Raw genomic sequence first — 12,831 nt, forward strand, 5'->3', positions numbered from 1 at the left:
AGAAGTAATTTGAGCTTACACGCCCTAGATTTTTTGCTGACTTTTTTATCAATGAAAAAAGTCAGAGCTAATCCGGCTTGAGGATAAAGTTAATTTATTAATAGTGCATAAAGTACTAATAATGATATGGAAAAAAACTCATTCATATTCAACACCAACAGATGCGTAGGCTGTAATGCTTGTGCAGCGGGTTGCAGCATAGAAAATGGCACCGATTTAATGATGAATTGGCGCGAGGTGAATACAGGCAATAAAATCAAACATCCGGGTTTACCTGTATTTCATTTCTCATTGGCTTGCAATCATTGCGAGGATGCTCCTTGCATGAAAAATTGCCCTGCTTTGGCTTATACTCGCGATGAGAAAACGGGTGCAATTATTCATCACGCTGAAGCTTGTATTGGATGCACCTATTGTACATGGGCTTGTCCTTACGATGCACCAAAGTTTAATCCAACGACGAATATTGTTGAGAAATGTAATTTCTGTGTAGATAGAATCTCAGATGGTAAAAAACCAGCTTGTGTGGAAGCTTGCCCAGTGGGAGCATTGGACTTTGGACAATTGATTTTGAGTAATGAGGACAGAGTTACTCCTGGTTTTGTGGATATGGGAATCAAACCATCCATTCAACTGATTCCTTTGCGAGAGGAGAATACAGCCCCAAAAATTGAGAATATCGATCAGGAAGAGATTGATAAGAAAAAGATAGAGGAGTGGTTACCAAAACCAAAAGATAAGGTAGCATTGGATAAGGAATGGACTTTGGTTTTGTTTACCCTAGCAGTTGCAGGATTGGTAAGCTGGCAAGCTGCACATTTAATGGGAAGAATAGAAATGCAGTTAATTCCTTTTGCCGTTGTATCCGTATTGGCAATTGCCTTAACATCACTACATATTGGGAAAAAGATGCGCATGTGGCGATTCATTCTCAACCTAAAAGGGTCATGGCTAAGTAGAGAAATCTTTTCCTTTTCCGCTTTTTTAGGATTAACAGGATTGCAGCTAATAACCGGAAATCAAATATTGGGCTATGTGGCAATGGCCTTTGGAATCTTTAGTCTGATTTCTGTTGATATGGTATACAAATTCCTGACTCGAAAGGATGGTATTTTTGTGCATTCCGGAATGGTAAGTTTTACGGGGATTTTATTTTTTATGTGGCTGATCGACGTGTCAATTGCTATTGAACTTATAATTCTATTAAAAGGAAGTTTATACATTAGTAGGAAAATATCTTTACGCCTATTGAGATTGAGCCATTTTCCAGCTCTTTCATTGCTAAGAATACTCTGTTTATTAATCCCATATTTTCTGTTGGGTACGCAATGGGAATTGAGCTTAGCAATATCTTTAGCCATTATATTCGGAGGAGAATTAATCGATAGGGCAGAATTCTATTACGAATCGGATATCATTACACCTGAAAAGAAATTACGAATGACGAATTAGCAATTACGATTTACGAGAAAAAAATAATTTCACCCTTTTGCCTGTCGGCATTTTCCCTGAAAGGGAAAAACTGAAAATTGAGGTTCAGTTAATCTTTTGATTCTCCCCTTCTAGGGGAGATGGCGATAGCCAGAGGGGTGTTTAATTCACTCATTAACACATTTACTCATTCACTCATATACCATGAAAAAAAACATCAACGCCAATCACACACCGCTTTACCGTGAAGCGGGATTCAACCTAAAAGATTCGAGAACTACAAAGGAAGCTTTTGCGGCAGAGTTAGATCATCCGCACGAGCCAGAGAACTATATCTACTCTCGCTACCGAAATCCAAGCACAGTTGCAGTGGAGCAACAAATCATGGAGTTGGAAGGTTGCAATTGGGCTTTGTTGGTAGAAACAGGAATGGCGGCTATCGATGTGGCAGTATCGGTATTCCAAAAAGGAAAAGATACCCGTCCGTGGCTGTTCTTTCATGAAATTTACGGCGGAACCAATTCTTTTATCGATACGGTTTTAATCAAACGAAGAAATTTGGATGTGCACCGATTTTACGCCAATGATGGGCTATATGATTTCGAGGAGTTGGAAAGAATGCTAAAGGAAATCAAACCGGAATTCCTGTATTTCGAAGCGGTTTCGAACCCCATGTTGATTGTGGCTGATGTAAAAAGAATCATGGAATTGGCAAAACAGTACGATTGTAAAATTATTGTAGACAATACATTCGGAACACCTTATTTGTGGAAGCCATTAATAGATGGTGCAGATTTGGTGATTCACTCTGCAACCAAATACATGAGTGGACATGGTAACATTACAGCCGGAGTAATATGTGGTAACGATGAGGAGTTGATGAAAGAAGCCATTGAATACCGCAAATGGGCAGGACACTTTTTAAGTCCTGATGATGCCTACCGATTAGGATCGCAATTAAAAAGTTTCGACTTGCGCTTTAAACAACATTGTGATAATGCCTTGGCTTTGGCAGAATACTTAGAAAATCATCCAAAAATAGAAGAAGTATTGTACCCAGGTTTAGAATCACATCCAACACGAAACGAAGCTGTAGCCTTATTCGGAGATAAAGGCTTTGGTGGCATGGTAACATTCGATATTAAAGGAGAGTCGGATGAGGACAAACGTGAAAAATGCAATCGCTTTATAGCCGCCTTAGAAGAGACCATTCCTTTAGTGCCAACTCTTGGCGAAGTGGATACCATTCTACTGCCTGTTGAACCTGTTTGGGGAGCCAAATATCCATTGCCTGGAACCATTCGATTATCGGTTGGTATTGAGAATATTGAGAAATTGAAAGGGTGGATTGGAAATGCCCTTGATTCAATTGGTAATTAAGATTTACCATAAGGACAAGCCATGCAAGTTCTCATGCATAAAAGGAGGGTGATTATTTTGATGACAAAGCTTGCGAGTACACAAAGATGAGAAGATTTAATAAAACACTTCGTGTCTTTGTGTCTTTGCATTTAGATATGTTCCATATTTCTAAATTAGAATCATTTTAAAGAAAAACTTGCACAATTGGTAGATTTGTACGAGATTAAATCTCTGAGTAAAACCTTAAAAACAAGAAATCAGAGATGAATATTATATTGGAAACCGACCGACTATACCTACGAGAAATATTACCAAGCGACGATGAAAAAATGTTTGAAATGGACTCGGATGCGGAAGTGTATAAGTTTTTAGGAAGCAAACCTATTCGTGATATTGATCAGAGCAGAAAGATGATAGAGAATATCATCCGACAGTACAAGGAGAATGGAATTGGCCGATGGGCCATTATCGATAAGGAAAGTCACAATTTTATGGGCTGGACTGGGTTTAAGCTCGAAAAAGAGGAGCTGAACGGAAACAGCAATTATTACGATCTGCGTTTCAGACTGCTAAGAAAATACTGGGGCAAAGGTTATATTACCGAAGCTACCAAAGCAGCCATTGAGTATGCTTTCGAAAAACTGGATATCAAAGAAATTTGCAGCATGACCTTGGTGAGTAATGAAAAGTCGCAACGGGTACTTGATAAACTCGGTTTAAAGCTTGACGGAAAGTTCATGTATCAAGGTGATGAAATTACCTGGTACAAACGATCAAAAAACTGATTGTTATTCTTTGTAGAGGACAGTTACATAGAATAGGTAAATCAGGCTAAATGTACCTGATATTACCTATTCGGGATTGACCACAATCCATGAAGATTTTATTCATATCGTAAACTCTCCACCGGATTTCTCCTTGCAGCTCTCCACGATTGCCACGAAACAGTGAGCATTGCAATTCCCATGGCAATGATTCCGGCCAGTGCGAATATCCACCAGCTGAGTTCTGTTTTGTAGGCGAAGTTTTGGAGCCATTGGTTCATGGCGAAGTAGGAGATTGGAATAGCAATTATCAATGCGGTAAAAACCAACTTTAGAAAATCCTTATTTAGCAATCGCATGATTTCATAATTTTTTGCACCATTTACTTTTCTTACGCCAATTTCTTTGGTTTTCTTTTTGGTGTCGAATAGTGCAATGGTAAACAGTCCCAAACATGCAATTAGGATAGAAATGATGGTAAATATGATATAAACCAACCTTAAACGTTTCTCACCAGCATACATTTTCTGAATTTGATCAGAAACAAAAGAGTATTCGAAAGTTTTTTGAGGATTAAACTGCTTAAATAATTTTTCGACATACTGAATTCCTGCGCGAATATTCTTGTCGTTTAATCGTATGAAAAAATCAGATTCAATATCGTAAAAATAGAGCATGACTAAAGGGTTGGGTTTTGCAGAAAGATGCTCAAAATGGTAATCTTTAATCACACCAATAATCTCATAGTCTCCTTTTTGCCAATACCGATTTTTGAGTATTGTGTTTTCAATATCTTTAACATTCCAAAACTTTAAGGCAGCTTCATTAATTACCATTTTGTCTTCTCTCGATTTGTCTAACTCTTCATCGAAAAACCTACCTTGTACGACTTTAAATTCGAATACATTGGCATGTATTGGATTTACGATTAACATTGCCTGTGAGGTATAATCGCTCCCTTCTTCCTGAATTTTCCAAGGTGCCGCATAAGGATTTATGGGTGAATTGCCTTGTGTAAACGAAGTAATAAGTGGAGAAGATTGAAGTTGATCTTTTACGTATTTGAGATTATCCTTACGTTCATCCGATTTTTTGAAATATTCTTCTCGGTTTTCTATAAATGGGATTTCATAAAACATTCTGGTTTTAATTATATTACTGTAATTAAAGCCTAAATTTTTATTGAGAAGTAGATTGATTTGCTTTGTACTTACAATTGATGAAATCAGAAAAGATACCAAAAGAATAAACTGAAAAATCACAAGCTGTTTCTGGCCAATAATTTTCATTTTATTCTTTTTAAAATGATTTCTGCGAATAATAGATAGAGGAAAAATTAAGGCAATTATGAGCTGACTTGTAACGTACAGAGTTGAAAGTAATAGTATATAATCTTCACTCAATTCTAAGTTGGTTTCAATCACCTGATTAAAATGGGGGAGAAACATAAAGACTCCCAGAAGGATTAGGCCGATTGAAAGAATGGAAATAATAATATTTTCAAGGATTAAATAAACAGATAAGTGCAACTGATTTGCTCCATTTGCTTTGAATATTTCATTTTTCTTGAGACTTGAGTTGACTCCTAAAAGCTGCAAGTTTGAAAAGTTCAAACAGGAAATAATAAACAATAGCAGAATGCAAGCCAGCAGAATATAAATGTTTTTCATATTCCCTGATTTGGAAAAATGATGCTCGAATCGACTATTTGAATGCTGAAAATAGATATCCCTGAAAGGAATTACACTCATCTCACTTTCTGAAAACTGATGATGATTTTTTCCTGCATTTTTGATTTTCTCTATAAATGGCTTTTTATCTACACCTTTTTTGAATAAGATAAAATCAACACCAGTTTTACTATATTTCTCTTTGTAAGGAACTATAAAATTAAATTTTAAAGAACTGTTTGACTTGGGATTTTCGAGAATCCCGGCAATAGTCATAGTTTGACTATTTCTGCCTGAAATAGCAACAGTTTCGCCAATTGGATTTGTGTCACCATAAAATTTTCTGGCGAGATCTTCAGTAAGAAAAATAGCATCAGGATTAGAAAACGCCTTTTTATCACCAATAATTAGGTTAAAATCTAATATGTCAAAAAATGTACTATCCGTAAAAATACCGCTAGGTTCTAAGGTTTTTTGGTTCGCATTAATTAAAAAATCTCCTTCTTTAAATTGAGCTACTTTGGCAACTTTTTCCACTTCGGGATGAGCGGTATAATCGAGATTAAAGAAATGGCTAAGGTCAATTGGTCGCCAATCGCTTTGAGGTGTTACTTTGCAAACAGCAATGTAAATATCTGTCTCTCGTTTATGAAACTTGTTCATCGAGAGTTCATTATCTACATAGGAAAGTAATAGCACAATGCAAATTCCACCAAAAATTAGAGTAAGTAAACTGCCTATTGTAATAAGCGACTTAGACTTAAGATTAAGCAGTGCTATTTTGAAATTATAAAAGGTCATATTTTATCAATATTTTGTAATTATTCATACCTCAAACTCTCAACAGGATTTCTCCTTGCAGCTCTCCACGATTGCCACGAAACAGTTAGCAGGGCAATTCCTATGGCAATGATTCCTGACAGGGCAAAAATCCACCAAGAGAGTTCTGTTTTGTAGGCGAAGTTTTGTAGCCATTTGTTCATGGCGTAATAGGCTATTGGGCATGCCACTACGAAGGCAACAGCTACCCATTTCAGAAAATCTTTGTTGAGCATTACGATTATTTGTAAAGTTTTGGCTCCGTTTACTTTTCTGACGCCAACTTCCTTTGTTCTTTGGTTAATAGAATACGATGCTATTGCTATAAGACCAAAGCATGATAGAAGAAATGCTAGAAGTGTAAAGCCACTTATTATCTTATTTAATCTTTTGAGTTCTTTGTAGTGAGCGTTTAGTTTGTCTTTTGCAAAAAGAATGTTTGGAGTAATTTCCGGGATTAATTTCTTCCATTTTTCTTTCATTAATTCAATTACTTGGATGGAAGCTCCTTTTACGGCTCTTACAGACAAGTAATTCCAAGAGCTGGCATTTTCATTTTCCCTAAAAAAATGAGCCATGGCCTGATTTTCTCTTTGTTTGCTTTGATAACTGTAATTGTCTACCGTTCCAATGATTTGAAATGCCTTGCCTGTTTTAGAGCTGCTGTGTAAAATTTGTTCATTAGCATTTTTATAGCCCAAAATATCCATGGCCTTTTTATTAACTATTATTTTGTCTTTATAGTATAAATGATCTTTATTAAATCCTTGACCATTTAGAATTTTCATCCCATAAGTTTCAAAGTATTTTTTTCCAACATATGCCTTTCGAAAATGTATATTGTCTGTATTGATTATCTCTTCAGGAAAGAATGAATTGTAGTTTTCACTGTAAGATCCAGGAATATTATTGGAGAAACAAACAGATTTTACAAGTGCATCTTTTTCTAATTCATCATACAATTGTTGATATCTGTTTGATGCATCTTCTTTATCCTTAAATTGCCAGTTATCAATTGCAGCTACCAATACATTTTCTTTGTCGAATCCAGGATCAATATTAATCATTCCATTTATTTGTTTTTTCATTAGCAAGCTGCCTGAAATCAAAACAATAGCAATGGTAAACTGTAGAACTAGTAATGTGTATTTGTAAAATGAAGATTGCTTAGATTTTGTTTTTATTGACTTGGAGTTTTTGTGGTAAGATATTTTACGCAATAATACATATGGAGCAATGCTTGAAATAATTGCTATTGTAAGCCAAATAAGGAGTAAAGTTGTAACGAATATTTTATTGCTTAGGCTTCGAAATTCCAAAGCTACATTGAACGATTCGTTAAAGAAAGGAAGAGAAAGGTAAACGCCAATACATGCAAGGCTTACCCCAATACTACTTATTAATAATGATTCTCCAAAAACTTGTATAAGGATATGATGATTATGAGCTCCTAATGCTTTTTTTATTTCAATTTCATTGATACGCTCAAAAGAACTTGTAAGGTTTAAATTGATAAAATTCAATAAAGCTATAATTAATATACTTAATGCAATAACAGCTAATATAATTAAAAGTGTTTTTTTAGTTTCGTACTCAAAATGATACTCTTTAAAAGGAATCAGTTGAATTCCTTTTTTTTCTTTTCCGGCAGGGAAAAAATATTTTGTTGCAATTTGTTGAAGTTTTTCTTCTACCATCGTTTGATCTGAATGATTGGGCAGCACAACATATGTAGCGGAGAAAGTGTTATACCAATCATGAACTACTTTCATATTAGGACTTATTTCATAACCAGTTTCGTAGGAAGTTGAAATGTTAAATTTTTCAGAAGAATTTGTTGGTATGTCTACCACTCCAGTAACGGTTAGGAATGTATTGTCGAAGTTTATTCTAAGTTTTTTGCCGATAGCACTTTCTTTTCCGAAATATTTATAAGCAAACTTCGAACTAATCACAACATCGTATTTCTTTTTTATTCCTATTGTAGGCGAACCCTGAACAAAAGGGAATGAGAAAATTGAAAAGTAACCGGTATCAACGCAATGGACATTTTCAGAAAAAGCTTTCTCCTGATAACTTATCCGATAGCTATCCCAATTAAAGATTCGGGTTCCATTGCTAATTTCAGGAATATCTTCCAATATTCGAGGCAGCAGAAGACCTTTGGTTTGTGTTGATCCTTCTTCTTTAATTTTATAAATAGTTGACAGCTTATCATTAAATCTATTGTAATTATAGTCATGATAAAGATACATGCATAACAATAGGAAGGCACATAGTCCAATGCTTAAACCGAAAATGTTAATGAACAAATAGTTGCTCTTTCTTAAAATAAACTTAAGGCTGCTTTTTAGATGAATCATAGGTGTTTTTCTTAGTTATTTTATTGCGCTAAACTTGCATTCAGTTAGAATTACTCATACCTCAAACTCTCAACAGGATTTCTCCTTGCAGCCCTCCACGATTGCCACGAAACAGTTAGCAGGGCAATTCCCATGGCAATGATTCCAGCCAGTGCGAATATCCACCAGCTGAGTTCGGTTTTGTAGGCAAAGTTTTGGAGCCATTTGTTCATGGCGTAATAGACAATTGGGCATGCTAACACAAAAGCGATGATAACCCATTTCAGAAAGTCCTTGTTTAGCATCAGTAAAATATCCAGTTTACCAGCTCCATTTACTTTTCTGATACCAACTTCTTTTATTCGGTTGTTAATACTTAAGAATGTGATAGCTAATAATCCCAAACAGCTAATTAATATTGCCAATACAGAGAAGTAACTAACCAATGTTAGTGCTTTTAGCTCCTTTTGATATTGTTTCTCAAGTAAGGAATTCAAGAATTGAACTTCCATATGCACATCAGGATCAACATTAACAAATACATTTTTGATTTGTTGTTTGATATTTTCTATTTGAGAAATTGAGTTTTTTGCAAGTCTAATAGAAAGTTGACTATTATAATTTGAGTATTTGATTACTAATGGTTCAATAGTTTGATGTAATGAGGTGTAATTAAAATCTTTCACTATACCTATCACTTCATTATCATGTAAACAAATGTCAAAAGGAGAGCTTATACCAAATTTTTTAATAAATGACTCATTTACGAGATAGCAGTTTTTATCGGCCGAGTAGTTTTTGAAATTTCTACCATTTACAATCTCCAATCCCAGAGTTTGAACAAATTCACTACTAACTTGACAGTGATTTACATCAATATCTTGTTGTTCCCCATTCACATTAATTGTAAAGCGCCAGTTTGAATAAATCTGGCCAGGTAAACAATCAGACAAACAAGTAGATATTACACCAGGAATATCATTTAAACCTTGTTGCAAGACTTCTCTTTTGCTCAATAAATTATCTGTTAACGGGATATTCAGTATTTGTTCTTTATCAAATCCTAGGTTTTTGCTTTGTAGAAAAACCATCTGTTTGTACAAGAATATGGTTGTAATAATTAATGAAACTGAAATAACAAACTGAAGAACAACAAGTCCACCTTTCCATTTACTGGTATTAGAACTACCAGTTTGATTTGTTTTTAAAAGTACAAGCGTTGATTTTCTGGTAAATTTTAAAGCGGGATAAAGGCCTGCTATAATACCAGTTATCAATCCGATAATTGATAGAAGAGCAAAAAATTTAAAATTGAAAATTTGTTGAATTGGAATTTGGTTTTGCAACAGTTGATTAAATTCTGGGAACAGAAATACAATGAATACTGTCGCAATTAATGTTGATATTAAACTGATAACTACTGAATCGGCAATGTATTTTTTTATCAAGGTATATTTACTAGCTCCTTCAACCTTTCTAATCCCCATTTCTTTCATTTTTAACGAAGAACTGGCAACAGACATGTTTATGAAATTAAAGATGGCCAGACTAAGAATACTAATTGCAATCAATAAAAATATAGTAAGTTGAGTTTTGCTTCCTCGAAGAATAAGCTTATCGTATTGAGCTTCCGATGAAAAATGAATATCGGTAAATAGGGTTAAGCTGTAATCTATTTCATTAGCCTCAATTTGATTTTTCATTAGCTTATTAATCTTGTCGCTAATAATTTTAGGCTTAGAGCTGCTCAGTAATATAGTATGGTAGGCAGAATTGAACCAATTATCAAGATCAAATCCATTGTATATTTCAAAACTTGCAAATGGTAATAAAACATCAAACTTGATTGAAGAATTAGATGGGGAATCCTCAATAATTCCAACTATAGTATGAAGTTCTTTACCATTGTACTTTACTGTTTTACCGACAGCATCCTCATTTGGAAATATTTTTTCTGCTAAGGTTTTAGAAAGAACAATCGATTTTTTATCCAGAAAATTAGACTTTGGATTGCCCTGAAGAATATCAAAAGAGAATATGTCAAAAAAATCAGGATCTATGAATAATGGTTCTTTTACTCGAAAGGAATGCTTACCAATGGTAACATAATTGTATGTTTTAAAAAAGGGATGAAAAATTCGAGTGATAGATTCTATTTCATTAAAATTTTCCTCGCACCATTTTGCCATTGGTGCAGGTGTTATTGGCAGACTTTGTGATTGAACCTTGCCTTCTATTCGGTATATTTTGCCAGCATTATCATGAAATTGATCATACCCTATTTCATTAAAAATGTAAACAGAAATAAAGGTTACACAAGCAATTCCTACCGATAAACCAAAAATATTAATGATAAAAAATAATGGTCTCCTGGCAATATTTCTAAATGTCGATTTTAAATTGAATAGTATCATTATTGATTTAGATTGTTTTTTTACTCATACCTCAAACTCTCAACAGGATTCCTCCTTGCCGCCCTCCACGATTGCCACGAAACGGTTAGCAGCCTAGTTGCCATCCATTTCATCAGGCCTGTGAAAATATGTTGGGATTATTTTTAAAAAACCTGATCTGCCACCAAATTCTCTTCAGTCACTACTTTACCATCGAACAAATTGATAATTCGGTGAGCATAACCAGCATCTTTTGTGGAGTGGGTAACCATTACAATTGTTGTTCCTTCACGGTTGAGTTCGGTTAGTAGTTCCATAACCTCTTGTCCGTTTTTCGAATCCAGATTACCGGTAGGCTCATCGGCAAGTATTAAACCAGGATTTGAAACAACTGCACGGGCAATGGCAACACGCTGCTGCTGACCACCTGATAGTTGCTGAGGATAATGTTTTGCACGATGACTCATGTTCATTCTGTCCAAAACCTTGCTTACCATTTCTTTTCTCTTTTTCGAGCTAATACGCTGGTAAACCAAAGGCATTTCAACATTTTCGAACACATTCAGCTCATCAATCAGGTTGAACGATTGAAACACAAAACCAATGTTCCCTTTGCGCAAATCGGTACGTTGCCCTTCTTTTAGCTTCGATACTTCTGTGGTATTAAAAGTGTACTCACCCTCCGAAGGATTATCGAGTAGACCGAGTATGTTTAAAAGGGTAGACTTGCCACAACCCGAAGGTCCCATAATGGCTACAAATTCGCCACTTCTAATAGTAAGGCTAACATCATTTAATGCAAGTGTTTCAATCTCATCGGTTCTAAAAATTTTCGAAAGTTTGTTAGTAGAAATCATATTCGTCTTTTTATAAATAACATTTTTATCAATTTATTGCTTATGGTTGCGAACTCTGTGCCGCTATTTGTAAGTGGCAATATATCAGTATAAATGGAGACAAGAGCAAAAGTAAGGTGTAAAATATTTAGACACCGCTTGTCTAGTATTTTGAAAAGCTGATTAATTTAGAGGGAAAATGATTATTTGTAATACTCATTCACTCTACTCATGAAAAAGTCCAATATTTTAATTATCGACGATAACAGAAGTGTACTAAGTGCATTAGATCTGTTGTTATCCCCACACTGTGCAAGCCTAAAGTGTTTATCCTCGCCCAAAACCCTTTTTACCGAGATGCAAACCGACGATTACGATGTGGTATTGTTAGATATGAATTTTACGGCCGGAATCAATAATGGAAATGAGGGAATTTATTGGTTAAACCAGATATTAGAGCAATATCCGCGTATAAGCGTAGTAATGATTACCGCTTATGGCGATGTTGAATTGGCAGTTAAAGCCGTACGTTCCGGTGCAAGCGATTTTGTTTTAAAACCCTGGGACAACGAAAAGATGATTGCAACTGTAGATACGGCTTGCAAACTGAGTCGATCGAAGAAGGAGCTGAAAAAGATGCAATTAAAAGAGAAACAGCTTATCGAAGAAATTAATGGTTCCAATAAAGATTTGATTGGCTCTTCGGCTAGTTGGGAAAGGGCAATGAAAATGGTTCGTAAAGTTGCCGATACCAATGCCAATGTATTGATTACCGGCGAAAATGGCACAGGAAAGGAATTGATTGCCAGAGAAATTCATCGCCTGTCGAAACGGTCGGATAAAGTGATGGTGAGTGTGGATATGGGCGCAATTACCGAATCCTTATTCGAAAGCGAATTGTTCGGGCACAAAAAAGGTGCATTTACCGATGCTCATTCCGACAGAATGGGTAAGATTGAGGCCGCAAACAATGGAACCTTGTTTTTGGATGAGATAGGAAACCTTGGTATGCCAATGCAGGCAAAGCTACTTTCTGTTATATAGAACAGGGTACTAACAAAAGTGGGCGATAATCACCAAACAAAAGTTGATTTGCGATTGATTTGTGCTACCAATGGCAATTTGCAACAGATGGTAGCCGATGGAAATTTTCGTGAAGATCTTTTGTATCGAATCAATACCATTCACATCGAAGTGCCACCCCTGCGCGATAG

General features: G+C 35.3%; 7 protein-coding genes and 1 pseudogene. 4 read left to right on the forward strand and 4 right to left on the reverse strand.

What is annotated here, in order from left to right:
- Positions 1-126: 126 nt before the first annotated feature.
- The 3 genes from ACO05S_RS10545 (at position 127) to ACO05S_RS10555 (ending at position 3,578) form a co-directional block, all read left to right on the forward strand.
- A complete protein-coding gene (locus ACO05S_RS10545; RefSeq protein ID WP_421917977.1) occupies positions 127-1,452 on the forward strand; it encodes a 4Fe-4S dicluster domain-containing protein in 1,326 nt (441 codons plus the stop codon).
- Positions 1,453-1,620: 168 nt separating this feature from the next.
- Complete coding sequence (locus ACO05S_RS10550) at positions 1,621-2,811, forward strand: trans-sulfuration enzyme family protein (protein WP_421921284.1); 1,191 nt, start codon at positions 1,621-1,623, stop codon at positions 2,809-2,811.
- Positions 2,812-3,056: 245 nt separating this feature from the next.
- Positions 3,057-3,578 carry a GNAT family N-acetyltransferase gene (locus ACO05S_RS10555; RefSeq protein ID WP_421917978.1) on the forward strand — a complete coding sequence of 174 codons (522 nt, stop codon included), beginning with the start codon at positions 3,057-3,059 and terminating at the stop codon, positions 3,576-3,578.
- A 98-nt stretch (positions 3,579-3,676) separates the two neighbouring features.
- Here the strand turns inward: ACO05S_RS10555 and ACO05S_RS10560 are convergent, their stop codons facing one another.
- The 4 genes from ACO05S_RS10560 to ACO05S_RS10575 form a co-directional block, all read right to left on the reverse strand.
- Positions 3,677-6,028: an ABC transporter permease gene (locus ACO05S_RS10560; RefSeq protein ID WP_421917979.1), complete on the reverse strand. Its 2,352-nt coding sequence runs from the start codon at positions 6,026-6,028 to the stop codon at positions 3,677-3,679.
- 20 nt (positions 6,029-6,048) lie between these two features.
- On the reverse strand, positions 6,049-8,409 hold the full coding sequence (locus ACO05S_RS10565; RefSeq protein WP_421917980.1) for an ABC transporter permease: 2,361 nt from the start codon (positions 8,407-8,409) through the stop codon (positions 6,049-6,051).
- A 50-nt stretch (positions 8,410-8,459) separates the two neighbouring features.
- Positions 8,460-10,802, reverse strand: a complete 2,343-nt coding sequence (locus tag ACO05S_RS10570) for an ABC transporter permease (RefSeq protein ID WP_421917981.1) — start codon at positions 10,800-10,802, stop codon at positions 8,460-8,462.
- A 143-nt stretch (positions 10,803-10,945) separates the two neighbouring features.
- The gene (locus tag ACO05S_RS10575) at positions 10,946-11,638 is read right to left on the reverse strand and encodes an ABC transporter ATP-binding protein (protein ID WP_421917982.1); all 693 of its coding nucleotides are present in this window, start codon (positions 11,636-11,638) and stop codon (positions 10,946-10,948) included.
- A 210-nt stretch (positions 11,639-11,848) separates the two neighbouring features.
- Between ACO05S_RS10575 and ACO05S_RS10580 the strand changes: the two are divergent.
- Positions 11,849-12,799 (forward strand): annotated as a pseudogene (locus ACO05S_RS10580) (sigma-54-dependent transcriptional regulator); the annotation flags it as partial.
- Between the last annotated feature and the right edge of the window lie 32 nt (positions 12,800-12,831).

Origin of the sequence: Marinifilum sp., assembly GCF_965230805.1 — a bacterium.
Taxonomy (GTDB): Bacteria; Bacteroidota; Bacteroidia; order Bacteroidales; family Marinifilaceae; genus Marinifilum.

Excerpts from the sequence above, each read along its gene's own strand:
- ACO05S_RS10570 (WP_421917981.1), bottom strand. The coding sequence starts at position 10,802 with ATGATACTATTCAATTTAAAATCGACATTTAGAAATATTGCCAGGAGA.
- ACO05S_RS10565 (WP_421917980.1), bottom strand. The coding sequence starts at position 8,409 with ATGATTCATCTAAAAAGCAGCCTTAAGTTTATTTTAAGAAAGAGCAAC.
- ACO05S_RS10575 (WP_421917982.1), bottom strand. The coding sequence starts at position 11,638 with ATGATTTCTACTAACAAACTTTCGAAAATTTTTAGAACCGATGAGATT.
- ACO05S_RS10560 (WP_421917979.1), bottom strand. The coding sequence starts at position 6,028 with ATGACCTTTTATAATTTCAAAATAGCACTGCTTAATCTTAAGTCTAAG.
- ACO05S_RS10545 (WP_421917977.1), top strand. The coding sequence starts at position 127 with ATGGAAAAAAACTCATTCATATTCAACACCAACAGATGCGTAGGCTGT.
- ACO05S_RS10555 (WP_421917978.1), top strand. The coding sequence starts at position 3,057 with ATGAATATTATATTGGAAACCGACCGACTATACCTACGAGAAATATTA.